A 23,952-nucleotide genomic window follows, 5' to 3' on the forward strand; every position below is an offset into this window, starting at 1 on the left:
CAGCCTGGCTGGCCGTGTGCAATGATTATGCAAGCATAAAGTAAAAATGTAAGTGGCTTCTCGAATGTGACAAGTTGTTGTGCAAAATTGCGAATGACTTAACAGCTCATTTTGGATTCTATTGATTGCATATACAGGCGTCGGTAATTTTTTAGCTAAAATTAAAACAATAGGCTGGGCTGGTAAGGTGAATTCAAAGAGTTTTACAAGAAAAGTTTGTTCTACAAGAGATCACAGGCTGCTAGCTGAGACTATATTCGATCACCTCCAGCAACTTTTTTCACCAAGTGCTATTGCCGTTATTGATGAGCTACCGCATCAAGCGGAGCGACAAGTACGTTTTTCTGTCGGCAATCTTGAGCCGCTTGCTGGTTATCCAGATTCTTTTTGGGACTGGGCGAGAAAATTTGACACTTCGGAAAGTTTAATCCCGCTGGCGATAAACACCTGTAACTGGGAGCACAGAGCAACGCTTGGCGGTGACAGTTACATCATGATGCTGGACAATTCGCCTTTCCAGCGAACCTACTTACTTATTCAGAATGTTGAAGCCGGTTCGGCACATTCGCTATATGAGCAAACCTATGATCCTATGCAACTGGTGGCTTCACGCTGGCAGTGTCTGCGGGCTGAAAATACCGCCTCACTGGAGATCAAGAACCGTGATGTTCGCGAAGCGCAGTACGTGGATGAAATTCATCAACGTGAGCGCTTTATTGACAATATGAAGCTTGTCCAGCAAGTTGCACTGGAAATCTCGAATCCTGATTCTCTGACCGACCTGTACCTGAAAGCGGTGGAAGCCCTGCGTGAGCGTCTGGGATTTGATCGCGCTACCCTGCTGTTACTGGATATGAAAAAGCGCAGCTTTAGTGGTACGTATGGTACCGACGAACAGGGCCAGACAGTAGTGGAGTTCCACACGCAATATGATTTGCATCAGCTGGGTGAAGAATATATTGAGGCATTATCCGGCTTAAACAGTAATCTGGTGATCATAGAAGATACGCCGATTTACACGGCAGGAAAGGTCGTGGGGCAGGGTTGGAATTCGATGCTGATCCTGCGCGAGGGGAATGAGCCGTTTGGCTGGTTTGCGCTGGACAATTTTATTCACCGCAAACCCGTTACCGACTATCAAAAGCAGATGCTGGAGTCGTTTGGCTCGCTGTTTTCACAGATATACATTCGTAAACGTCAGGAGCAGAATGTTCGCATGCTACATTCTAGTATGGTTGAACTCTCAAGGTGCACCACCGTCAGTGATGTGTGTAAATCAGCGGTTACGTTTGCGATCCAAAAGTTAGGTATAGACCGCATGGCGCTGTTCCTTACTGATGAAAACTGCTCCTATATGCAAGGTACCTGGGGGACGGATATTCAAGGGAATGTGGTGGATGAATCGTATTTCTTTGGTGAAACCCAGGATTTTGCCTTGATCAATCTCGCGCGCGCCACGCCTAATGAGGTCGCGTTTGAGGAGTCGGTGCCGATTTATCATGATTGCAATATTGTCGGCTTTGGTTGGGCGGCGATGACGTTGGTAACCAGCAATAGTAACGGGCCAATCGCATTTATAGCCGTCGATAACTTACTTACCCGAGCCCCGCTGACATCGCAATTGCGGGAAGTGATTCGTATGTTTGCCTCCAGTTTAGCAGAAGTGCTGCAACGGACTCAGGCTCAGGAATCGATACAGGAACTGAATGAAAATCTGGAGCGGGAGGTGCAAAAGCGCACGCGGGAACTGGAGGAAGCTAACCGTCAGCTGGAAATCTTGTCTAAACTGGACCCACTAACCCGCTTGGGCAACCGGCGCATGCTTGAACACGTTATGGAAAAGTACTGCGCTACAGAGCATGAGATACCGACGCCCTTTGGCTTGATTTTGATTGATATTGATTACTTTGGTTTGTTCAATAACCATTATGGACATTTGGAAGGTGACATTGCCTTAATGCGGATCGGTAACATACTGGATCACCACACGCTGGCGGAAGACGAGGTCTTTTGCCGGATAGGTGGAGAAGAGTTTGTGCTGCTGATGATTGGGTCACAACCGCAGGAAGTGTATCGTCGCTCGGAATGTATCCGTCAGTGTATTGAAGATGAAGGTATCAAACACCAGCAAAATCCGGAAGGGGAGCTACTGACGGTGTCGGTAGGTTCTGCCTGCTATGAAGCGAAAGGCAGGGATTTTAGTTTTGATTACTTATATCAATTGGCGGATCAGGCGTTGTATCAGGCAAAAAGCAGTGGCCGAAATTGTGTCTGGCACATCGATACTGCGCCACAGACATTGGTGTAATTGCAAGGGTGCCTCAGTCTGAAGCGCCTGATTTGCAAGGTTCCGCTACAGGTTTTCAGCTCATTTTTAGTTAATTACTTTAAGGCTATCAGTACTACGGTGTCTCGTCTTTGATGGTTTTTCTATGCCACCAATAAACGCGGCAGCTAACGCTGCCGTGTTTTGATTAAAGTTTGGCCAGAGGTATATCTTTTTTATCTGGTGCCGATTTGCGTAAATGACGAATGTGTTCCAGTAATGTATCAGGCTGCCAGGATGAAGTCTGTTGGCTGAAACGAGCCTGGTTCATCATTCGCAGTTCTGTTTTCACTGCTTCGACAGCATTGTAATCAAATTGGTGGTGAAACAGACGCAAGTGTTCATTAACCGCCCGTTCGATTATTGCGGGATCACCAGCGCGAATAATACTATCCAGTGATTTATCTGCGACCGGTGGTGAGGTGTTTTCCGGTTTGACCGAGCGGGTTTTATTGCTTTTCCATAGCCAGATAGCCAGTGCTGCAGTGGTTAGCCATAATGTGGCAAACACAAATGTCAGCATGCGCCATCGCGTATCAACACCGGTATTTGCCTGTGCTGGTGGGCTGAGAGGCGCTTCCTGGATAGTATCGAGCGGCGCCAGGTTGATGAGTCCGGCATCACTTTTCTGCACCGCTATCGTCAGCCCTGGCACTTCAGCTCGCTGAGCCTGGTCTTGTTGGCTGTTCCACCAGTTTAACTCGTATCCGGGTAAATTAAGTTCACCAGGTTCGGTTGGGATCAGCACCTCTTTGACAGTCATTGTGACAGTACCGTCACGTTCACTCTGGTATTGCGGCTGTTCCGGGTAAACCCGGACAGAACGCGGATAATCCAGGTCGATTGGGGGTAACTGCCCGGCCTGAATACCGCGTGCGCTTATCCGGATGGTACGGGTAAGCGAGCCACCCTGTTCAACCAGGTGCTCAGTGCCAGCAGATAGACTGTTGCCGTTGCCATCTTGCCAAGTTTGTGTTATTTCCAACGCAGAGGCTGGGAGCCAGTTGCCTTGGTAGTTTTCCGGGAGTGGCTTAACTTTAATTGGCATCAGTTCAGGTTTGCTTTTTATTGGCAGGACCTTGGTCGCACCAGTCAGCGGATCGCCATAGATGTACGATCCGCTCAGGCCGGGGCCATGCAGAATATGTGTCCCCGGCTTTGATGCGATTAATCGATAGGTCTGTTCGACGACGGTTACCTGCAAGCCATCCATAATGCGCTGGTTTTGTTTCATTTCACCCATTGGTTCCAGTTGCATTGAGTCTACGGCCGGCGGAATGAGCTGCAGGTTTTCCAAGCGTCTTGGATCGACTTTGATCAGCAGTTGGGTTCTTAGTAAAGTGGACTGTTGGGGATACAACTCCGGGGTGTCCACACTAAGATCAAAGCTGAACAGATCGGCTTGCTGGGGCTCTGCCGGATTAACAGACACCGTCAGTTGGATTGGCTCGGTTTTCATGCCATTGGCGTTAAAGCTCGGGATGGTGACGTTGCCGGTTTTCATCGCCGCGATGGCAATCGTCCATTCGGTGCGTAATGACTTACGGCCATTGATGTTTGTGCTGGAGCTACCATACCTGGGCTGACCAATAAAGAAATCGCGCTCTAATACAGAGAAGTCAATCGCATCGGAAGCCAGTTTACTGTCAGCAATGATCCTGAGGTTGAACACTTCATTTTTGGCAACCTGGGTTTTATTAACACTGGCCTGCAGGGATTGGGCGTAAACTGAAACGCTGGCCAGCAGGCTGGTCAACAGAATCACGATCAGCGATACGCTTTTTTTGAGCATGGATTTACCACTCCTTATTATTATCGGTTGGCGGCTGTTTTTGTCTGGCTTGCAACTGCATTTGTGCGCGGATCAAGTCGCTGGGATCGCGGGCGCTTTCCACCGCTTCCAAACGGCGAAACTCCGGTTCGTCTTTGTATGCCGGGCGGGCGTGAGCGGGCTTTTCCTCATGGTCTTGCGCCTGGTCGGGCGTTGAACTGACATGTTTGGATTCAGTTTTTCCAGATTTTTCGCTTTTAATGTCAGTGGTTTGCTTGTTTTGTGACGCCTGACCTTGCACTGACTGTTCACCGTTTTGAGACTGTTGCTGCTGTTGCTGCTGTTGCTGCTGTTGCTGCTGTTGCTGCTGTTGCTGCTGTTGCTGCTGTTGCTGCTGTTGCTGCTGTTGCTGCTGTTGCTGCTGTTGCTGCTGTTGCTGCTGTTGCTTCAGTTTCTCCTCCACAACCGATAGGTTTGTCTTCGCGGCTTCCAGCTCCGGCTGCTCGGCGATGAGTTGTTTATACAGATCAGCCGACTCCGCCAGTTGACCGTTCTGAGCCAAAGCATTGGCAAGATTGTAGCGGCCGGCTACCGTTGGGAGTTTGGAAAACTGCTCAATGGCACTCTGGTAATCTTCCGCCTGATAGCTCGCAGCTCCTTTCCACATCGGGTTGGTAAATTGCTCACTGGCTTTGGCGTAATTTCCTTGCTGATACAAGTCAGCCGCTTGCTGATCCTGATTTAAGAAAGGGCTGGCCTCAATAGCGGGCGACCAAGTTAATGGCATCATTACCGTTACGGTAATTAACCAGAACATACCGCGTCGGAAAAGCATCAGGGCTGGCACAAGTAGCAGAGGCAGGAGCCAAAAACCCCCGTTTTGGCGTGCATTTGTGTCAATCGCGTTATTTTGCTTTGCGCCTGCAGAGGCGTGCGTTTGATTGGTAAAATCGGTAATACTTTCTACATCACGGCTGGTATGCTGCACTGGAACAAACCTGCCACCGGTTTCGTGAGCCAGGGTTTGCAGGTTGCTGAGATTGGTACGTGCAATAACCGTTGAGCCGTCTTGTTTTTTGAGTAGTGACCCGTCAGGCAATGAAATCGGAGCACCTGTGGCTGTTCCAACTGCTAATACAGAAATCCGGATCGACTTGCCATCCAGCATTGCTAAGGATTGAGCAAGTTCGGAGTCATCCAGATCATCAGCAATGACAATCAGGTCGCCACGGTCGGTACCGGACTGGCTTAACTGCTCCAGTGCGAGTGCGATTGCTGCAGGCAAATTCGCTCCCTGATATGGCATCAGTTCTGGCGACAAGTGTTCAATGATACCGGCTAAGGTATTGGTGTCGCTGGTGAGGGGGCTGAGGCTATAGGCATCACCGGCATAGGCGACCAGCCCGGTTGAACCCTCACGCCACATCGGGAGCATATCCAGTGCTTTATACCGAGCCTGAGTCAGACGACTGGGTTTGACATCCGTAGCGTACAGTGAGCGGGACATATCCATGATCAGAACCCGATGCTGGCTGAGCTCAAAACTAGGGCGAGCGTTGCTTTGCCAGCTTGGTCCTGCCAGTGCAATACATGCAAGTGTCCAGGCCATGCCCCAGAGCGCATTCGCGTAATTAGGCGTGGTTGTCACCAGCCCAAGCCTGCGGGCAAGGTGGGGCGCGATTAATGACGAGCGCTTGCCTGAGATGGCTTGCTGGATAAAAAACAGCAGAGGAATGATCACCAGACCAAGCAACCAGTAGGGAGACAAGAACGTAAATTCAGCCATGCTTTCTCCTTATCACAAATAGGCACACCGAGAGCATCAGAGCCAAAATCAGCGGATAAACAAACCACTCTGACTGAGTGCGCCAAATCTGCGTATCACTGGATACCGGTTCCAGTTTATTGATGGTTTTATAGATTTCTTCCAACTCTTCGCCATTACGGGCGCGGAAGTATTGTCCTCCGGTTATCTGCGCGACTTGAGTCAGGGTGTTTTCGTCGAGATCGGCGGCAGTATTGACTTTTCGTTGCATGAAAAAGTCATTGACCAGCATTTCCCCGGCTCCGATCCCTACGGTGTATATGGTGGTGTGGTATTTGTTTGCAATCTCGGCCGCCTCTAATGGCGATAAAACGCCAGCGGTATTGCCACCATCACTGAGTAAGACCATGACACGCTGCGGGGCGTCACTCTCGACAAAGGTTTTGGTCGCTAAGCCTATCCCGTCTCCGATTGCCGTGCGTTGCCCGACCAGGCCAATCACGGTCTGGTTGATTTGGTTGATTACCGCATTCCGGTCGGCGGTCAGTGGAGTCTGCAGGTAAGCGTGGTCGGCAAACAGTACCACGCCCAGACGATCACCATGTCGCTTGGCAACAAAATCGCTCAGTACGTGTTTGACTGCGGACAGCCGGTCGATGTACTCGCCATTAAACTGCATGTCTTGCTTGTGCATGGAGCCTGATAAATCCACCACCAACATCAGATCACGGTATTTCGGCTGGAACTCAACCGGTTTGCCGTACCAGACCGGACGGGAACATGCGGCAAGCAACAGGAACCAAATGCACACAGATAAGGTTTTGTGCAGCAGGCGTGTAGGCTGTTTGCTACTCTGGGGCGGCAAACAGGCTAACGTTAGTTCTGCTTGCTGAGCGGTTGGCGGGAAAAACTTCAATATCAACAGAGGCAAAGGGAGTAATAACCACGCCCCCCACCAAACGAACTCAATGTTGAACCATTGCATCATATCAACCACGTTGTTTTGCCTGTTTCTTTGGCGGCAGAGCCTGTTCTACCCAGAAGATGCAATCCTCGATCAGCGTTTGATGCTGATCATGCCCTTTTTGCTGATACAGTGCTGCTTGCCATTGATTCTGTTTATCACTGAAGCGTGATTCTTGTATGTGGCTATCTAAAAATGCATACCAGGCACTGCCGGTCAGTGGCGCTATCTCTTCTCTTGGAAAGTAACTGAGTGCCGCCTGACGAAGGATCTCCAGTGCTGAAGATGCGGTATGTGGTGTTACTGAGTTCGTTAACAGCCTTAACGCGGCTTTCTTGGCCATCAAGCGTCGGGTCCGCCAACGCAGGTATAAGCAAAAGGTGATACCAAGAAGTATGATGCCTGCGGCCATCGCCCACCATCCCCACGCGAGAGGCAGCCAGCCTGGCATATCAGGTAGCATCAGGGGTTCTAAATTCAGGGGTTGATTACTTGTTGTCATGCTTACTTATTACTATTTAATCAGTTCAGTTCAGTTCAGTTCAGTTCAGTCGGGCGCAAAGGCGCTAGTTCAATTGTTGGATCAGCGGCTCCCCACACGACAGGGTGTGAAGCGGAATCGCCATTGAATAACAATGCTGCTTCAGGTTGCTCTGATGCTGGCAAAATTGCTGCTCGAGTGCTTGCCGTTGGCGGCGTGAAGCAAAATTGAACCATTGGCTTTGCTTGCCGTCGGTGGCTTTTGCTGTCCCCCGGTAATCGGTTTCTCCCCGTTCTAACGGGTCATAAAATTGCACCATTCTTACGCTATTGTGCTGTTGCAGCTGGCGTAATTGCTGGAGTTCCGCCGAAGTGAAATGGGCGAAATCGCTGAGTAGAACGATCTCACTGCCCTTGGGGGCCAGCCGGTGTAAGGCTCGCACTGACTGTTGATATGGCATGGTACGCGCGTTTTTTTCCCCATACTGACCCAGTTTGTGGTTGTGGCTGGTTAGGATGGAGTTAAGGATCTTCAGTGCCTGTTTCTGTAACGAGGAGGAACGAAGCTCAACGCAATGATGACCGTCATCGATTATTGCGCCGACACGATCTTTTTTGGCTAAGGTCAGCCATAATAACAAACTGGCAAAGTGGGCCAGTTGCACGGACTTTAAGACAAATCGGGAGCCAAAAAACAGGCTGTCGCTCAGGTCAAGATAGAGAATCACCGCTTGCTCTCGGCCTTCTGCAAACAGCTTGGTGTGTGCTTTGCCGGTGCGGGCCGTCACTCGCCAGTCGATACTGCGAATATCGTCCCCGGCCTGGTATTGCCGCACTTCCATAAAATCCATCCCGCGACCTTTCTGCCGGCTGAGGTGATGACCACTCATTTGTGACCATACGCTTTGGGCCGGTGGCAGCCAGCGAACCGACTGAGTGCGGTATTGCAGCAGCTCTTCTAAAGTTAACTCAACCCCGTTGCTGTGAGGGGGCAATGAAACTGATGTTGGCATATCTCTCTTCCTGCGCTAGGCACTGCCGACCAGATTCAGGAGCTTATCGATCACCTGGTTGGCTGATATTCCCTCAGCTTGTGCGTGGTAGCTCAGTAACAAGCGGTGACGAAGTACTGGGTACACCATCGCCTGAACATCCTCTGGCGAAACATAATCTCTTCCAGCCAGCCAGGCATGTGCCCGGGCACAGCGATCCAGGGCAATCGTGGCACGTGGGCTGACCCCCATGGCAAGCCATTTGGCGAGTTGATCATCATAGGCCTGAGGTTGGCGCGTCGCCATGACTAAACGGACGATATATTGCTCGACCGCGTCTGCCATATGTACATCCAGCACGTCTTTACGTGCTGCAAAAATATCCTGTTGGCTAAGGCTGGGGCGCTTTGTCGAAACTTCACCTTTGGCTTCACCCCGGTTAATACGCAGGATTTCCAGCTCATCCTGGGCACTGGGATAATCGACATTTAAATGGAGCAGGAATCGGTCCAGCTGCGCTTCGGGCAGAGGGTAGGTGCCTTCCTGCTCGATCGGGTTTTGTGTCGCCATAACTAAAAACAGTTCAGGTAAAGCATAGGTTTTACGCCCGGCGGTGACCTGTTTTTCCGCCATTGCCTCGAGCATGGCTGCCTGAACTTTTGCCGGTGCCCGGTTGATTTCGTCTGCCAGAATCAGTGAGTTAAAGATTGGCCCGGCCTGAAAATTGAAGGTGCCGGTTTCCGGGCGGAAAATATCAGTGCCGGTCAAATCGGCCGGAAGCAGGTCAGGGGTGAACTGGATGCGGTGAAAATCCCCCTCGATACAATCGGCCAGTGATTTTACTGCACGAGTTTTTGCTAAACCAGGAGGACCTTCAACCAAAATATGGCCGTCGGCCAAAAGTGCAACCAGCAGTTGTTTGACCAAGTTTTGCTGACCAATGATCTGGTCTTCAAGGTATTGTTGCAGAGCTTCAAAGCTGGATTTGTGCATGTTTAGGATTCTCTTAACTTACTGTTCTTATTATTGATGTGATTTTTTACCTTTGGTCAACTGACCTGCGAGAAAAGTTCCCTGAGTTTTTACTGACAGAGCGGTGAGGAGGGCCTGATGCCATAAATTTCCTTAGGCAATATCTGACAGTTCATTTTGCCAGTAGCCTCAGTTACGTCACTCGCTGGTTAACGGTATTACACCCGCTGGGTTGCGTGTCTCGCGCTTATTTTGGCTGAAAAACACGTTAGGAATATGGGGATTTGCCGAACAATTTCAAGTTTCAGTCCGTTTAAAGTTCTTACCAAACAGCTTGTTACACGAAGTTTTCACAAAATTGTGAGAAATTGCTGTAGTTATTTATAAATTGGTCGATATAGCGAGCAGGAAATCATTAGTTTGCTAATGGGACCCGGGAACCGTTCACACGCCGTCGCGATTCTTATTTAAAGGTCAAAATATGCTGAAACTTAACTCTTTGAGTATTAAACAAAAAGTAGTCGTGGGGATTACTTTCGCCGTGCTGGCATCGACGATAATCGTTGGCGTCATGGCTCAGTATCACGCCAGAGATGTGTTAAGCCATCGCCTGGTTGATATCGAACTGCCAGGGATGCTGCACCAGGTGAATACCGAAATCGACCGTGAAGTGGTGCAAATGCAGCAGGCGGCGAAGCAGCTTGCGACGGGAGACTTTATTATTGAATTTATCTCTTCGACTGACAGAGAACCGGTACGGGAAGCGAAACTGATACGTCAGCTCAAAACGTTAAAACAACAGTATCAGCTCAATGACGCATCGGTGGTTAACCTGAAGACTGCTTATTACTGGAACCAAGATGGTTTTCTGCGCCAGTTAAACCGTCAGCAAGACTCGTGGTTTTTTAATTTTACCGCTTCGGGTCAGGAGACCTCGGTCAGCATCTTCCAGGAAGCCAATGGCGAAGTTAAAATGTTTGTCAACTATCAGGACGTCGGCGGTGTATCCATGTCAGGGCTGTCGAAATCGATGGATGATATGGTGTCATTGCTGACCGGTTTTAAAATTGAGCAGACAGGCTATGTATTTTTAACTGATGCCAGCGGGGCAGTGCAAATCCACCCTCAGCAGGCAAAACTTAAGTCTTCCATCAGCCAATGGTTTGGCGCAGACACTGCCAAGTTGATGAACAAGTCAACGTTTAACCTGATCGAGACCGAACTTGACGGCCAGCAAATGTTTGTTGCCAGCCTTTATGTGCCGTCGATGGATTGGTTTGTGATTGGTGTGGTTCCTGTGGATGAGGTCTTTGCTGATCTGAATGCGACCGGCCAGAAAATGTTGCTGACTACTCTGATTGTGGCGGCGGTGTTTATCCTGATGGGGATCGTGCTGGCAAACAGTATCACTAAGCCAATCAAATTAATCGCCGATCGTTTCACTGACCTTGGCCAAGGGGAAGGTGATCTGGCACAGCGTATTGAAGTCAGCGGCAATGATGAAACGGCGCAACTGGCGCGTGGTTTCAATGGTTTTATTGAGAAAATTCACGCGACCATGAAGGAAGTGTCACAGACCAGCCATTACTTGAGTGATGCGGCGGAAAGCGTGCAAACTAAAGCGAACACGACCCATGACAACAGTCAGGAACAGCGTGACCAAACCATTCAGGTGGTGACCGCGATCAACCAAATGGGGGCGACGATCGGTGAAATTGCGTCAAATGCTGCCACCGCGGCTGATACTGCGAACCAGGCCTCTGACAATACGCAAATAGGCCGCGAGGTGGTGACCAAGGCGAAAGAGGTGATCAGCAGGCTTGCGGATGACGTTGAAACCACCAGTGTGGTGGTGACGCAACTGGCAACGACCACTAATGACATTGGTTCGATTCTGGATGTGATCCGGGACATTTCCGATCAAACCAACCTTCTGGCTCTCAATGCTGCGATTGAAGCGGCGCGAGCGGGTGAACAAGGCCGGGGCTTCGCAGTCGTGGCGGATGAAGTGCGTAATCTGGCATCGCGAACCGCCGATTCAACTGATGAAATTCAAAAAATGATCAACCAGTTGCAAACCGATGCACAAGATGCGGTTCAGGCTATGGAGGCAGGAAAAACGGTCACGTTTGAAGGGGTTACCGCGACAGATGAAGCTGTTGAAGTGTTGTTGAGCATCTCTGGCCGCATTGCCGACATCTCTGATCGCAATACCCAGGTGGCCACGGCCACAGAAGAGCAGTCGACAGTGGTGCAGACTATTAACCAGAATATCGAAGAAATCAATGCGATTAATGAGGTGACCACCACTACGGCTGAAGAGCTGGCGTCGGCAAGTCAGGAGTTGCGAGAGCTCTCTTCACGCTTAGACAACATGGTAGGTAGCTTCAAGCTCTAGAGTTGGGTAGAATGGCTTCAGTTTGGAAAATTAAAGACTAAGTTTAGGTAAGTACTATGAACGACTTTGAACAAGAGCTTGAAGTGATCTCTCAGGAAGTGGCTAAAGAGCCGGAAGTAAAACTCCCTTCACTGGAAGAGCAAAAGCAGATTGTGGCTGAACTGAAAAAGCTGGAAGCGGAAGGTAAGTTGACGCCGGAAGTGCTGGAAAAACACTTCGGCAAGTTCAATCAAAAGAATGCCGAACCAGTGCATTAATTTAGAAGGGAGCATAATGCTCCCTTTTTTTATCTATTCGTCTTGTGAATGGCAGGCGCGCTTCGGATAGGGCGCAGCAAGGCTTGGCAACGTCTATGTACAGTAGCGTAGAATCATGAAAACAGAAAAACAGAAAATGCTCGCCGGAGAGCCGTACGACGCCTGGGACAGTGAGCTTTATCACGAGCGGGTTGAATGTCGTAAAACCTTACGTGTGCTGAATAACAGTATTCCCGATACAGCTGAATGGCGCGAGGCGATCGACCGCTTAATCCCAGATTCCAGCGGTGCCTATCTGGAACCCCCGTTTCGCTGTGATTACGGTGCAAATATTAAGCTGGGCCAAAACTTTTACGCCAATTTTAATTGCACAATTTTAGATGTCGCTGAAGTGCGGATTGGTGACAATGTGCTGTTGGCACCTAATGTACAGCTCTACACTGCCGGCCATCCGGTTGATGTCAAAGCGAGAGTGGAAGAGGGCGTTGAGTTTGGCCTCCCGATTTCGATTGGGGATAACGTCTGGTTGGGTGGTGGGGTAATTGTCTGCCCTGGTGTGACAATCGGCGCGAACTCTGTCATCGGCGCGGGCAGTGTGGTGACCAAAGATATACCTGCCAATGTCGTGGCTGCGGGCAACCCTTGTCGGGTTCTGCGAACTATCTGATGCTAACCATGGCGATCGATAACGCTATGGATAAGCTATCTGTAACCTTTTGCTTTTCAATACTATTATGTTGTGCCGCGCTTTAGATTCCTCTTCCCCTTTGCTCTGCTTACCATCTTAAGGGCCTCTGCTTACCATCTTAAGGGCCTCTGCTACTATTCGGAACGGCTCTCTGCCCGGCAGTTTGAAGTCATTCAGGCTTGTAGTATGGTTAGAATCAATTGGGTAATAACCATCAACAAGGAAATCAGAAATGGATAAAGTGCAGTTAGTCGTCGATTTTCTTCTTAATAATAAGATGATCTTCACCGCCGTTATCTTGTCGGTGGTGATGGTTGCGCGCCGTGTCATTTTGGCGATAATCCGCGGTGAACACGCATTTATCAACGAAAATCAACGCAAATGGATGTCGAGAACCAAAAATGGTGCTTTTATTATTACTCTGCTGCTGCTGTTTATTCTCTGGCAGTCGGAAATCAGTGAATTCGCCCTCAGTGTTACCGCAATTGCCGTGGCGATTGTCGTCGCCTCCAAAGAGATCATTTTATGTTTTACCGGCTCAATTCAACGTGCCAGTTCGCGTTCTTTTCGGGTCGGAGACTGGATAGAAGTCGGGAAACTGTGTGGTGAGGTCATCGATCACAACATGATGGCAACCGTGATCCAGGAAATCGACTTGCATCATGGTCAGTATCATTACACTGGTAAAACGGCCACGCTGCCAAACAGCATGTTTTTTACTTATCCGGTCAAAAATCTTAATTTTATGAAGCGGTACGTCTACCATAACTTCTCTGTTGTGGTGAAAGAGTTCGTCAACCTGTATCCGCTTTTTCCCCCGTTAATCGAGAAAATTGATCAGCATTGCCATTACTTTAGTGAGGTCGCACATCGCTATAACGCGATGATAGAAAAGCACGCCGGGGTTGACCTGCCGGGGGCGGAACCGCATATACATGTGTCGAGCAACATTAACGGGGAACAAGTGGTTCACGTAATGATCTTTTGTCCCACGGACAAGGCGAATCATTTGGAGCACCTGATCCGGCAGGACTTTATGGTCCTTTATGAAGACAAGTTTCCACCCCAGTCGTGGCAGGAGCCAGCGAGGCAGTAAAGAGCGGAGCCATTGACCGGGTTAAGCCCTTGCTAACCAGTTGCGGCTAGCATTCATTGAACAATTTGCCAAAATTTTGTTGGAAATTGTCCAGCTGTTGGCGTTGGATCCGATAGCACATTTTGGGCGGGTTTGGCGTAGCACTGATAAAACCGGCTTGTTTCAAGATACGCAGGTGCTCTGAAACGGTCGATTGGGCCAACCCCAGCTGTGAGACTAGATCACTGTTCAGGCAGCCTCCCAGCTTATCCAGTTGGTGTAAGATGTGCAGAATCCGCAACCGGGCCGGGTGTGCCAGTGCTTTGGCCATGGCAGCCAGTTGCTGTTCTTGGTCGAGCTGTTGTGGGGTCGTTTCGAATACGATTGGCTTGGCTTGATCGCATGTTTTGCTCATGCACATTCACCTTAATATACATTTATCGTCGAATTACGATGAATATAAGCGATGCCCTTGTAATGGGCAAGGAATTACTGAAGGCCGTGGCTCTCAAAGAAGGCTAACTCATTCATAATATTTCATTTTATTGGCTCGTCTTAAAGTTCTGCCCTTGATGGTTTGTATTGGTGCTTTTTAAGTAAGCCCAAATTGAAGCGCTGTTAAGTGACGTTGGCTTTCAACAGTGCTGCCTGGATAGCGCTATGAGCCTTGATGGATATTTGATTTTCATCAAGTTGATTAAAAATTCTGACGATTTTTTACTCAAGCCCACTACACTTAAAGTGGTTTTTAGGAAAGAGCTGACAGCTAATAGGGAGGTATTCATGAGTTTGGTTCCTCGTGATAGTTGGGCAGATTTTGCCCGATTTTTTGATCATTCATTTCCAACATTGCGTCCACGGTTTGACACGGATACTTTCTCTCCACGCGTGGATATTGTGGAAAAAGAGCAAAATTTTGAGATCACAGCTGAGTTACCTGGAGTGAAAAAAGAAGATATTCGACTCAGTTGCCAACAAGGTGTGCTTTCAATCGAAGCCAGTGTTGAAACAAAAAAAGAGACTGAAAAAGAGGGCAAGGTGGTTCACAGTGAGCGCTACAGTGGCAAGATGTCTCGTAGTTTCACGCTTGGCAGCAATATTAAAGTCGATGAAATCAATGCTGAGTTCACCGATGGTGTATTAACGGTAGTGGTACCTAAGCTTGATGGCCATACTGAAACAGAACACAGTATTCCGATTCGGTAATTAGTGTTTAACTGATAAGCCCTCCAGTTTGTGGAGGGCTTTTTTTAAATGCAGGCAGAGAGTAGTGATACAACAAAAATTGGGGGTGATATATCAGGAGCTAAGCTCTGCCGTCAACTGGCGCGGAAAATGGCGGTGATGAAACCAAAGCGTTGGCGTTGTGGACATTAACACTTCATCTGCCCTTTCTGGCTCGCTGACCATTTAGATTATGAGAAAAAACACGGAAGCAAAAAAGAGAGTGTTTTTTTGTATGTGGTTCCCGGTAAACCTGAATTAGGCGAATATAATCGCTTGTTGCCCGCTCTTTTGGCCAAAAGAGGAACAAACTCCCCACAACTTTTCTTATTTTCTGTGCCTTAACTTGGGTAAAATTGGCTTCGGCCTGTCAGATAGAGGAGTACAGGGTGTCGGATCTTAACTTATTTCGTTACTACACACGGTTGCAAGCCTATGGGATAGGGAATGAACAAAAGACGACGCTGCAGGCGGTCGCGGAGAGGTTGTTCACTTCCCCTCGTCATGCACGCAGCCTTTTGTCACAAATGCAGGAACTGGGGTGGTTAAGCTGGCATCCTAAAGCCGGACGAAATCAGCGCTCTGCTTTGCTGCTCAATGTTGAGTTGCCGGCCTTAAGAGAGGCTTTGGCGTTTGAGCGGGTGAAACAAGGTAAGTACGAGAAGGCATTATCCCTCTTGGAGTATGATCAGGCGGCGTTCGGTCGTCTGTTGAAAAACACCTCAGGTGCGTCAGTACAAGAGGGCCGGTTGAATATTCAATTAACCTATAAACGAGAGTTTGAGCGCCTGGTACCGCATCAGTTGCAGCGCAGTAGTGAGCGCTTTTTACTCCGGCAAGTCTACAGTTGTCTGGTCGCATCTGATCGCGATGGCAACATCAAGCCAGAACTGGCTCATCACTGGCGCTATGATCCGCAGCTCTGCCAGTGGACATTTTATTTGCGTCCCGGCCTGACTTTCCACAATGGCCAGCCGATCGATGCCCATACGATAGTCAGTTTGTTCGTTAAGTTAAGTGCTTTGGAATACTACCGCAAAGAACTCGCGCACGTTACCGACGTGTCTGCGCCTAATCCGGTTAAACTGGTGTTTACGCTGAGTAAGCCCGATCTGGGTTTTGCCGGGTTGATTTCGGGAGTGAAATACGGAATTCAGCCAGCCAGTCAGGTTAACAATGCCAATAATAACCTGGTCGTCGGCTGCGGTCCGTTTTCGGTGATGGAACACAATTCACACCGACTGAAGCTGGGTGCATTTGATGGTTACTACGGTTGTCGGGTACTGACCGATAGCGTTACTATCTGGATCGTCGAAGACGAGAAAATGGAGAGTCCGTCCTTAGCGGCAACCACACTGAAAGCGGAAGCAAGCGGTGAGGGCGATATGTGCCATCATGCGCTGTCGTTACCCTCGGCTGATACAGTCCTGGCCAGCCAGCAAAGCCGGGTAGAAGATGGCTGTTTGTTTGCGCTATTTAACCATAATGCCAAACACGCACTTTCTCCGATGCAGCGCCGATATGTCAGTCAGCTGATCCAGCCGGAGTATTTGGCCGCTGTACTACATGGTGCGAACACTTCTTTTGCCAGTATTCCTGCCAGTAACTTACTTTCGAGCTGGCAACCGGTGCTGCGTCCTGGTGCTGATGTTGATAAACTGCCCAAATCGATACGCATTGCAGGTTATAACTATACTGCCTTAAAGCGCTGTGCCCGGGCAATACAGATTATTTTGGCTGAGGTGGGCTGCCGGGTGGAGATCGTGCTGTACTCGTACCGAGAGCTGAATGAGCGGGCCAGGAATGGCACTTTGGATGAAACGCTGGTGGTGACCAACATCAACCTTGATGATAACCGGCATGCCTCTCTGTTTCAAAACTTGTACAGCAATGCGCTACTTGATCATGCGTTGGGTGAAGCGCATGCAACCTGGCTTGATCACCATCTGGAATTTATCCGGGCAAAGACACCACTGAATGAGTATCTGCATGCGATTGAACCGATTGTCTCTACGCTGGTAAGTGAGTACTGGATGGTACCGATGTTCCATCATACCCAAACTTTGCGCTTTCAGGGCGTGCTGGAAGACGTTGCGTTGACCAACTGGGGTTGGCCGGATATCCGCTCGGTGTGGGTGGCTGATTAAGCCTTCACCAGGATAGTGGTTGTAGGGCAATGACTCGCAGCAAAGCGTATAAAGTCAGCTAAATTAGTTCGTTTCACCAATATTGCTGATGGCTTTCACCAGATTTAAGTGATGTAGCAGAGGAGTAATACCATGGCGTTATCAAAACTTGTGCTCTTATCAGTGCTGATTGGGGTGTCTTTCTTTTCACTGGCAAAGAGCGGACCGGAGATCAAGTTTGGTCAGGCCTACACGTGGGAGCATAAAATTGCATTGCAAAAAGGTGGGTTTCGGGATACGGCGAAAGCGATACCCTGTCCGTGTATCTGGAATAATCCGCGAAAGCGTGGTTCTTAAGAATATGAGGGGAGAACGTGGGTATGTGTACTGAGAGACTCAGAAAACCAATGCCACGCTGTGGCCCTCAAAGGCTCAGAGTTTGCTTTGCCTGAACATTAGGCACAACCTGCCTGCACATCACGACGCGCAGACACCGATATTCACCATAAATGGAAGGTACGCAGGTGGCCAAAACGCCGCGCTGGCGTTAAGGGTATCTGGGCCAGCGCTTTGCCTAGCCTTATTAGCCTTTCTGTTAAGTGCTTGTTATCGGTGTCGGGCATAACAAGTAATGCCGAGTGCAGATCCGGCAAGTAGCTGGACAAGGCGTGTAATTGTTCGTTTTGGCTGGCTGTTTTAGGGTCAAACTGGTGGATAGTGAGTAACGTTTTGACTAAATCTGTTCTCTGTTGTTCACAGAGGTACTCTTTGAGTGCCAGTAGATAGATACTCTCGGGCATCAGCACCTCGGAAAAGCCACCTACCCAATAACTTATCAGGACATTCGTCATTTCATCCGGGTTGGTGCCGGTTGAGGGTGTCGCCTGGGTTGGATATCTGACACCGGTGCCTTCTTCGCTGAAGCCACATCTTTCTGTGGCATATTGCAGCAGCTTTTCATCCGGGATATAGGTCGAGCGCAGAACAGACTGGGCGACTTCCAACAGGTTGAGGCCGTCTTTGGTCGGTGCAAAACGTGGCTCTGGTATGCCGGTTTTCATCCACATAACCAGATCGTGCAGGTAATTGTAATCACCACACCGTAACGGATCAAACTGCAGCATATGTTCCATATCGGAGAGCAGCTCAATGGCTTGGTCAATAAACGGTTGAGCATCATTTTTATCAGGCATCGTTTTTGTCCTAATCTGGCAGGAAACGGCTAAGCGTAGGGAGTAATAGTAAACGAATCAGGGGCAGATTGGTGTGAACGAAGATCAATACAACCTCAGTGTTGTACTGTGATCGGTTGATTGCTGGTAAAGGCTATGCTCAACAAGCAAAAATAAGGCACCTTTCGGTGCCTTATTATGTGGAACGATTGGTGACGCGATGACTCGCATTCAGATCTATTTGAATGAGTACTCGAACACTCGGTAGCCGCTGTTGTCCCCGACGTTACCAAACTCTGCAGTTGGGGTTACGTTGTTGAGGTACTGGTTAGCGAAGTCCACCGCTGAGTCACTATGAGAGGACAAAAACTTCACCGTCAGGCCTGGTGTCGCAGCCAGACTGAAGTTGTGTGCATTAGTAAACTCCAGAATCACTTCCTCATCACCTGCGGTATTTTGCTCGTCAACTAACTTATTCAGGTAGTCGTTGACCAGTTCACGGTTTGTGTATGCTTCATCGGTATGAACCGTGACGGACTCAGAAACCCCGGGCATGTCTTTTTGCGAAGCGCGGTAGTTGTTGGTGACGACATAGAAGCGCTCTTCCGAATCGAGGCTGTACACCTGACCATTAAAAGTAAAGTTTCTGATGCGCTGGTTAGCGGGATTGATCACCAGTTCACCATTGTCGTAAATTAGTTCGCCGAGGTCGTTAACCGCGTAGCGAGGACCAACGGAAACGTCAATTTCATAGTTGAGTAAGCTGTTGCCTTGTGCATCAAAGCCACCGAAGAACACATCATAGTTGTAACTGCGGAACTGCTGGTGAAGCAGGTAGTCACCTTCTGCTGCGACCGTCTTGTACTGCTGGGAGGCGACTACTTCAAGCCATTCAATAATCGCACCGGCAGACAGTTCAAGTACGGCCGGCGTGTTGTTGTCGAATACATACAGATCGGCAACACTGGCACGGGTTAATGCGTCTGAGTCAATGTTGGTGTAGTCACCTGAACCGCCGCGTCCGCCTTTAAATGGCGCCGACACAGACAGCACCGGATAGTCATTCTCCAGAATGCCTTGGTCTTTCCAGGCCTGGCCTTTATCTTGTTGAGCCTCATTAACGATTTGTACCGAGGTATCCGGTTCAACTGCGGAGAAGAAACTGTTGATAGGTTCGACAATCCTGGCGATTTCTTCACCCATAAAAGCAACTGTGCCGTCATGATCGTTTTGAACCAGCGAGTTGATCACATAGTCCTGTTCATTAGGATCTGATTTTAGCTCACGCAGCTCAGCGGTGCTGGATGCTACCGACCATGTCTGGCCTTTATCTGAACTGCTTAGCTGCAAATCAATCACGCCTAAGTGATTACCCCAGAAACCGGGCATGACCGCTGGTTTACCGAAGATTTTGCCGTTGGCCGCGTCAACGCCAGGCATACCATCATACACATTGCTCTCGGTTGGGAAGTTGTTGTGGTCATGGCCGAACATTAATGCATCAATGCCCGCTACCTGCGCCAGTTGCCATGTAGCATTTTCCATAAAGTCTGAGGTCAGATCGCCACCGGTTAATCCGGAGTGCGGGATCGCAACGATGACGTCGGCACCGGCTTCTTTCATCTTAGGTACGTAATATTCTGCCGTCATTTTGATATCTGCCAGCAGAACTTTACATTCTAAGTGGCGTTTATCCCAATCAAGAATTTGGGGTGGGGTAAAGCCAATGACACCCACGTTGACGGTGTAGGTATTGCCATCTTCGGCGGTAAAATCACGCGCTAAGATTTCGAAAGGGGTAAAAAAGGGTTCGGCTTTATCGAAAAATGCTTCATAGTTGCCGGCAAAGTGATCTTCAATATCAATTTGACAGTTTTCCTGATCATAACTGGCACTGGTAAATTTACTGAACTCATACACATTTGAGTTGATGTATGGGAAGTTAGCACCAGCTGTTGCCGCCGCGAGGTAGTCAAGGCCGTAATTGAACTCGTGGTTACCGATGTTACCAGCATCATAGCCCAGGTAATTCATCGCTTTATACACAGGGTGTAGTTGCTTTTTCAGGTGTTCAACACCAAGGTTTGCCAAGTAGTCACCCATAGGGCTGCCCTGGATAAGATCTCCGTTATCAAACAGCATGCTGTTCTCAACTTCGCTTCTTGCTTCGTGAATGAGCACTGCGGTTCTCGATAAGCCATATGGTTGCGGGTTAACGGCATTTTCTGGCTCAGAGACAAAGTAGTTGTAGGGCTTCATATTGGAGTGCAAGTCTGTGGTCTCCATCAGACGAACATTCATCAATACTTCAGAATCTGAGCTGCTACCACAACCCGTCAGAATAGTTCCGACGGCTAGTGCTATTAGAGTTTTATTTTTCATAGAATAATTCCAGCAGTAAATTAACTAGAGCTTTGGCTCTGTTTTTTCGGCAGGATAATAATTGCTAAAATAATAAAATTCGAGTATTAATTAATTAAAATTTGAACGTAATATATTGTAATTTTTCCGGTATTATAAATAAGCTTGGTAAATGTAAGTTTTAAGTATCTGATATAAAATAAGTTAAGTTTCAAGTAATCGATTGCAATGAATGTGACTAATTACTATAAGGTTTGATTTGTCTCTCAGGATTAAAAGAATAAATAATTAAAGCTTGACGTGTTTGTATATGTTTGCGTTGATCTTGGCATTGATTTTTTATTTGTGAGTTTACTCTTCTATTGACTGTTTTTATGTTAATTTCATCGGCTTTATTATTTGCTCTGTTTATATTTGATGTAAATTAAATATAAATGGAGTGCGCTAAGTTAAAATGAGAAGCAAAAAGAGAGAAGTAACAGGCCAGGGACGAGTCAATCTTGTTGCAAGGTATGCCTCGGAGTGCGCTTTACACATTAATTGTGCCGGGATGATTTACTGAACAGCGCTGAATTTGGAGTCGCGCAATCCAGACGCCGACATGGGAAAATTCCAGTTAGCTTGTTATGCGTTTTTATGAATAAAAATGCAATTTTAGCGGTTGGCTAACAGCTTCATATGATGTTGCATAATCCTTTGGATGGCTTTGTCCATGGGGCTTGAGTGTAAAAAAACGGTGCGGTTTTATCCTAGATCAATCTTCATGTTTATTTCGCGCTGTGTTCAAATTCTGTCGTCTAAACTCATAGTATGAGATAGCAGTTGGCATACCTAAGGAGGCAGCCATGATTGCAGTTCATCGAGAGTATTGCTTATCAAACCGTCCAGGTTTACACGCTCATGTTGAAGTAAACCCTGTCGGTAAACTGGAAGTTGAAATTGTCGAGTTGCATGAACATCATACGACTGAATTTGACGATCTTTCATTTGAAAGCCGGGGTGGCGAAACCCGTGTTTGCGGTAAAGAAGCCACTAAACCATGGCAAGTGAAACTGGCGGCGACAGACGCGTTAGAACTCTCACACTTAATCGACGAAGCGAATGAAGAGCTTGAAACCTTGATGCGCGATTTGATGTAAGGCACCAGAGGTTTTTCAGGCCGTTAAAACCTCCCTGCGGGAGGTTTTGTTGTTAGCGTGTCTGTGTTTATCGTTTGATATTGTAACGTACCATCGCGGCCTGCTCGCTGGATACCACCGTTTTGCCGATTGGCGCCAGTGAAATAATGGCCAGCTTAAGATGCTGGAGGGCAAAGGGAATGCCGATAATGGTGACAAAGCAAGCCGCAGCTGAAAGTATGTGACCAATTGCCAGCCATAAACCGGCCAGGACAAACCAAATGATGTTGCCAACCATCCCAAGCGGGCTGGTGCCGATGTCCATTTCATTCGTCAGATCATCCCGAGAGACTGCTTCTTTGCCGAAGGGAAAAAAGGAGAAGTTACCCATCACAATGCAGGCTCGTCCCCATGGAATTCCGATGATGCTGATAAAAGCCAGGATGCCAAAAAACCACCACATTAAGCCCATGAATACGCCACCAAACACAAACCAGATGATGTTACCGAGAGTTCTCATTGCATTTCCCATTTTGAAAAGATCCAGCGATAAGTATGTCATATATATCTTAACGCTGGATGAATGATATCAATTTGCTGAATAGTTAAACGCGGCACTGGTTTATCCTTGCTGGGAAGGTGACAAAAGCACCAATCACCGCAGTATGTATTAGCTATAGCGCCAACATCACATGGCGTTATAGTTTTTGCTCAGTCGTGCACAAAGGTACCCGAGTGGACAGGGCATTCAGGGCGATGTTGTGGATCATCTGATCTACGCTGGTACAACAATCTTTCAGAATGGATACATGGTATTTTTCTGCGGCTTTCGATATCGCGGTATGGGTGACACAGTTTTGTGTCATCATGCCGCAGATCACCAGTTCCGTTACGCCATGCTTTTGCAGCATTTCTTCCAGATTGGTTTGCTCGAAACTATCCGCGCAATGCTTGATGACCACGTCAGCGTCGGGAGCAGCGAGCAAGATTTCCGGGTGGATTTGTACACCTGTGGAACCTGGATTAAAAAAGGGTGCGATTCCCTTGGTGGGATCGGCAACATGCTGGACATGAATCACCGGAAGCTTGATTTTATGAGCTCTGGCAATGGCCGTTTTGATGTTGGCAAGCGTGGTCTCTGTGTTCCACAGCGGGAACTTGCCCCCCGGAAAGTAATCATTTTGTAGGTCGATAATAATTAATGCGCTTTGGCTCATGCTGGCTCCTGGTATGTATTGTTGATTGAATTGTGTGCTGTAATGGAGCAATTATTACGACTTTTTATTACTCTATAGAGTGTCACAAATGACAAAAAGCAGGCCAAAAGCGACATGTTAGGAGAAAAACAGTGAAAATCGCCATTCTCGATTATCCGGGAAGCTCCAAAGCATCACTCTATGGTTTGCAAGAACTGTTTGAAATGGCTAATCGTGCGGTGGCTGAACTGCTCGTGGAGCGGCGGTTTTACCCGCAAATTGTTCAGTGGGTGAACCAGGCAGATATGGCAAGCGAATTTGCTGTGGTCATTATCCCTCCGAGTGGCTCAATGCAATATTACCTTGACCCGGCCCCTTCAATGCTTGAGTGGTTAGTCGGGCAGCGTAAAAGTGGTGCGGTACTGGCGTCTGCCTGTGCAGGGGCGTTTATTTTGGCGCAGACAGGGCTGTTAGCGAATAAGACCTGTACCACCCATTGGGCGCTGGCGGGACTATTTCGCCAACGTTTCCACAATATCGATCTCAAACCCGAAGCCATCCTAATTAACGAAGGCGGGATTTTAACCGCAGGGGGGATGATGTCATGGCTTGATTTGGGATTGGAGCTGGTCTCGACGCTGAGCTCTCCGGCAGTAATGAGGTTGCTGGGGAAAATGTTAGTCGTGGATACTGGCGGACGCGAACAACGCTTCTACCAACAGTTTTCACCTAATCTACAACATGGTGATAGTGCAGTCCTGAATGTGCAGCATTTTATCGCTGACCATTATACCCAAGGCATTTCAAATCTGGCTCTGGCTGATATCGCCTGCCTGACCGAACGAACGTTACAACGCCGCTTTCAAAAAGCGACCGGCTTGAGTCTTAATCAGTATATCCAGCATGTGCGGGTACAGAAAGCCTGCGATTTACTCGAGTCAAGTCATCTTCCCTTTGACGCGATTGCTCACCGGGCCGGGTATCAGGATGTGAGCGCGTTTCGCAAGGTGTTTGTGAAAACCATGGGGTTAACACCGAAAGCTTTTCGCGCTCGTTTTTGCTAGCAA

21 protein-coding genes are annotated in these 23,952 nt (G+C 48.5%); 10 read left to right on the plus strand and 11 right to left on the minus strand.

Going from position 1 to position 23,952, the window contains the following annotated elements; translation table 11 throughout:
* The first annotated feature begins 187 nt into the window (after nt 1-187).
* Nucleotides 188-2,308, plus strand: coding sequence for a diguanylate cyclase (locus tag P2G85_RS03015; RefSeq protein ID WP_275862637.1), 2,121 nt, complete (start codon nt 188-190; stop codon nt 2,306-2,308).
* A gap of 166 nt (nt 2,309-2,474) precedes the next feature.
* Here P2G85_RS03015 and P2G85_RS03020 read toward each other — a convergent pair whose 3' ends face one another.
* From P2G85_RS03020 to P2G85_RS03045, 6 genes are all read right to left on the minus strand, one after another.
* Nucleotides 2,475-4,118, minus strand: coding sequence for a BatD family protein (locus P2G85_RS03020; protein WP_275862638.1), 1,644 nt, complete (start codon nt 4,116-4,118; stop codon nt 2,475-2,477).
* Nucleotides 4,119-4,122: 4 nt separating this feature from the next.
* The gene (locus P2G85_RS03025; protein ID WP_275862639.1) at nt 4,123-5,883 is read right to left on the minus strand and encodes a VWA domain-containing protein; all 1,761 of its coding nucleotides are present in this window, start codon (nt 5,881-5,883) and stop codon (nt 4,123-4,125) included.
* Nucleotides 5,876-6,850: a VWA domain-containing protein gene (locus P2G85_RS03030; protein WP_275862640.1), complete on the minus strand. Its 975-nt coding sequence runs from the start codon at nt 6,848-6,850 to the stop codon at nt 5,876-5,878. Before P2G85_RS03030 ends, P2G85_RS03025 begins: the two co-directional genes overlap by 8 nt.
* A gap of 1 nt (nt 6,851) precedes the next feature.
* On the minus strand, nt 6,852-7,328 hold the full coding sequence (locus P2G85_RS03035; RefSeq protein ID WP_275862641.1) for a DUF4381 domain-containing protein: 477 nt from the start codon (nt 7,326-7,328) through the stop codon (nt 6,852-6,854).
* A 64-nt stretch (nt 7,329-7,392) separates the two neighbouring features.
* The gene (locus P2G85_RS03040; protein ID WP_275862642.1) at nt 7,393-8,319 is read right to left on the minus strand and encodes a DUF58 domain-containing protein; all 927 of its coding nucleotides are present in this window, start codon (nt 8,317-8,319) and stop codon (nt 7,393-7,395) included.
* A gap of 15 nt (nt 8,320-8,334) precedes the next feature.
* Nucleotides 8,335-9,291, minus strand: a complete 957-nt coding sequence (locus tag P2G85_RS03045) for a MoxR family ATPase (protein WP_275862643.1) — start codon at nt 9,289-9,291, stop codon at nt 8,335-8,337.
* Nucleotides 9,292-9,751: 460 nt separating this feature from the next.
* Here P2G85_RS03045 and P2G85_RS03050 point away from each other — a divergent pair, with 460 nt between their 5' ends.
* The 4 genes from P2G85_RS03050 to P2G85_RS03065 all read left to right on the plus strand — a co-directional run bounded on the left by P2G85_RS03050 (nt 9,752) and on the right by P2G85_RS03065 (nt 13,709).
* A complete protein-coding gene (locus P2G85_RS03050) occupies nt 9,752-11,668 on the plus strand; it encodes a methyl-accepting chemotaxis protein (protein WP_275862644.1) in 1,917 nt (638 codons plus the stop codon).
* Nucleotides 11,669-11,724: 56 nt separating this feature from the next.
* Nucleotides 11,725-11,925 (plus strand): restriction endonuclease subunit S, encoded by a 201-nt coding sequence (locus P2G85_RS03055; protein WP_275862645.1) that lies wholly within the window; start codon nt 11,725-11,727, stop codon nt 11,923-11,925.
* A gap of 115 nt (nt 11,926-12,040) precedes the next feature.
* Nucleotides 12,041-12,592: a sugar O-acetyltransferase gene (locus P2G85_RS03060; protein ID WP_275862646.1), complete on the plus strand. Its 552-nt coding sequence runs from the start codon at nt 12,041-12,043 to the stop codon at nt 12,590-12,592.
* Between the two features lie 253 nt (nt 12,593-12,845).
* A complete protein-coding gene (locus P2G85_RS03065; RefSeq protein ID WP_275862647.1) occupies nt 12,846-13,709 on the plus strand; it encodes a mechanosensitive ion channel family protein in 864 nt (287 codons plus the stop codon).
* Nucleotides 13,710-13,755: 46 nt separating this feature from the next.
* Here P2G85_RS03065 and P2G85_RS03070 read toward each other — a convergent pair whose 3' ends face one another.
* Complete coding sequence (locus P2G85_RS03070; RefSeq protein WP_275862648.1) at nt 13,756-14,103, minus strand: winged helix-turn-helix domain-containing protein; 348 nt, start codon at nt 14,101-14,103, stop codon at nt 13,756-13,758.
* Between the two features lie 245 nt (nt 14,104-14,348).
* Here P2G85_RS03070 and P2G85_RS03075 point away from each other — a divergent pair, with 245 nt between their 5' ends.
* From P2G85_RS03075 to P2G85_RS03085, 3 genes are all read left to right on the plus strand, one after another.
* Nucleotides 14,349-14,894: an Hsp20/alpha crystallin family protein gene (locus P2G85_RS03075; RefSeq protein WP_275862649.1), complete on the plus strand. Its 546-nt coding sequence runs from the start codon at nt 14,349-14,351 to the stop codon at nt 14,892-14,894.
* A 407-nt stretch (nt 14,895-15,301) separates the two neighbouring features.
* On the plus strand, nt 15,302-17,059 hold the full coding sequence (locus tag P2G85_RS03080; protein WP_275862650.1) for an SgrR family transcriptional regulator: 1,758 nt from the start codon (nt 15,302-15,304) through the stop codon (nt 17,057-17,059).
* A gap of 132 nt (nt 17,060-17,191) precedes the next feature.
* A complete protein-coding gene (locus P2G85_RS03085; RefSeq protein ID WP_275862651.1) occupies nt 17,192-17,395 on the plus strand; it encodes a hypothetical protein in 204 nt (67 codons plus the stop codon).
* Nucleotides 17,396-17,538: 143 nt separating this feature from the next.
* Here the strand turns inward: P2G85_RS03085 and P2G85_RS03090 are convergent, their stop codons facing one another.
* A complete protein-coding gene (locus P2G85_RS03090) occupies nt 17,539-18,231 on the minus strand; it encodes a hypothetical protein (RefSeq protein WP_275862652.1) in 693 nt (230 codons plus the stop codon).
* A 216-nt stretch (nt 18,232-18,447) separates the two neighbouring features.
* Nucleotides 18,448-20,592: a bifunctional 2',3'-cyclic-nucleotide 2'-phosphodiesterase/3'-nucleotidase gene (locus tag P2G85_RS03095; protein ID WP_275862653.1), complete on the minus strand. Its 2,145-nt coding sequence runs from the start codon at nt 20,590-20,592 to the stop codon at nt 18,448-18,450.
* An 824-nt stretch (nt 20,593-21,416) separates the two neighbouring features.
* Between P2G85_RS03095 and P2G85_RS03100 the strand changes: the two genes are divergently transcribed.
* Nucleotides 21,417-21,710 carry a hypothetical protein gene (locus tag P2G85_RS03100; RefSeq protein WP_275862654.1) on the plus strand — a complete coding sequence of 98 codons (294 nt, stop codon included), beginning with the start codon at nt 21,417-21,419 and terminating at the stop codon, nt 21,708-21,710.
* Between the two features lie 67 nt (nt 21,711-21,777).
* On the opposite strand, the gene P2G85_RS03105 is transcribed toward P2G85_RS03100, so the two are convergent.
* Nucleotides 21,778-22,209, minus strand: coding sequence for a YccF domain-containing protein (locus tag P2G85_RS03105; protein ID WP_275862655.1), 432 nt, complete (start codon nt 22,207-22,209; stop codon nt 21,778-21,780).
* Between the two features lie 178 nt (nt 22,210-22,387).
* Nucleotides 22,388-22,906, minus strand: a complete 519-nt coding sequence (locus tag P2G85_RS03110; RefSeq protein ID WP_275862656.1) for a cysteine hydrolase family protein — start codon at nt 22,904-22,906, stop codon at nt 22,388-22,390.
* Between the two features lie 131 nt (nt 22,907-23,037).
* Here P2G85_RS03110 and P2G85_RS03115 point away from each other — a divergent pair, with 131 nt between their 5' ends.
* A complete protein-coding gene (locus P2G85_RS03115) occupies nt 23,038-23,949 on the plus strand; it encodes a helix-turn-helix domain-containing protein (RefSeq protein WP_275862657.1) in 912 nt (303 codons plus the stop codon).
* Nucleotides 23,950-23,952: the final 3 nt, after the last annotated feature.

It is taken from the genome of Vibrio sp. CAU 1672, assembly GCF_029223195.1.
In the GTDB taxonomy this organism is placed as follows: Bacteria; Pseudomonadota; Gammaproteobacteria; order Enterobacterales; family Vibrionaceae; genus Vibrio.

Excerpts from the sequence above, each read along its gene's own strand:
- P2G85_RS03050 (WP_275862644.1), top strand. The coding sequence starts at position 9,752 with ATGCTGAAACTTAACTCTTTGAGTATTAAACAAAAAGTAGTCGTGGGG.
- P2G85_RS03020 (WP_275862638.1), bottom strand. The coding sequence starts at position 4,118 with ATGCTCAAAAAAAGCGTATCGCTGATCGTGATTCTGTTGACCAGCCTG.
- P2G85_RS03060 (WP_275862646.1), top strand. The coding sequence starts at position 12,041 with ATGAAAACAGAAAAACAGAAAATGCTCGCCGGAGAGCCGTACGACGCC.
- P2G85_RS03040 (WP_275862642.1), bottom strand. The coding sequence starts at position 8,319 with ATGCCAACATCAGTTTCATTGCCCCCTCACAGCAACGGGGTTGAGTTA.
- P2G85_RS03055 (WP_275862645.1), top strand. The coding sequence starts at position 11,725 with ATGAACGACTTTGAACAAGAGCTTGAAGTGATCTCTCAGGAAGTGGCT.
- P2G85_RS03065 (WP_275862647.1), top strand. The coding sequence starts at position 12,846 with ATGGATAAAGTGCAGTTAGTCGTCGATTTTCTTCTTAATAATAAGATG.
- P2G85_RS03095 (WP_275862653.1), bottom strand. The coding sequence starts at position 20,592 with ATGAAAAATAAAACTCTAATAGCACTAGCCGTCGGAACTATTCTGACG.
- P2G85_RS03025 (WP_275862639.1), bottom strand. The coding sequence starts at position 5,883 with ATGGCTGAATTTACGTTCTTGTCTCCCTACTGGTTGCTTGGTCTGGTG.
- P2G85_RS03045 (WP_275862643.1), bottom strand. The coding sequence starts at position 9,291 with ATGCACAAATCCAGCTTTGAAGCTCTGCAACAATACCTTGAAGACCAG.
- P2G85_RS03090 (WP_275862652.1), bottom strand. The coding sequence starts at position 18,231 with ATGCCTGATAAAAATGATGCTCAACCGTTTATTGACCAAGCCATTGAG.
- P2G85_RS03085 (WP_275862651.1), top strand. The coding sequence starts at position 17,192 with ATGGCGTTATCAAAACTTGTGCTCTTATCAGTGCTGATTGGGGTGTCT.
- P2G85_RS03070 (WP_275862648.1), bottom strand. The coding sequence starts at position 14,103 with ATGAGCAAAACATGCGATCAAGCCAAGCCAATCGTATTCGAAACGACC.
- P2G85_RS03035 (WP_275862641.1), bottom strand. The coding sequence starts at position 7,328 with ATGACAACAAGTAATCAACCCCTGAATTTAGAACCCCTGATGCTACCT.
- P2G85_RS03100 (WP_275862654.1), top strand. The coding sequence starts at position 21,417 with ATGATTGCAGTTCATCGAGAGTATTGCTTATCAAACCGTCCAGGTTTA.
- P2G85_RS03105 (WP_275862655.1), bottom strand. The coding sequence starts at position 22,209 with ATGAGAACTCTCGGTAACATCATCTGGTTTGTGTTTGGTGGCGTATTC.
- P2G85_RS03110 (WP_275862656.1), bottom strand. The coding sequence starts at position 22,906 with ATGAGCCAAAGCGCATTAATTATTATCGACCTACAAAATGATTACTTT.
- P2G85_RS03075 (WP_275862649.1), top strand. The coding sequence starts at position 14,349 with ATGAGCCTTGATGGATATTTGATTTTCATCAAGTTGATTAAAAATTCT.
- P2G85_RS03030 (WP_275862640.1), bottom strand. The coding sequence starts at position 6,850 with ATGATGCAATGGTTCAACATTGAGTTCGTTTGGTGGGGGGCGTGGTTA.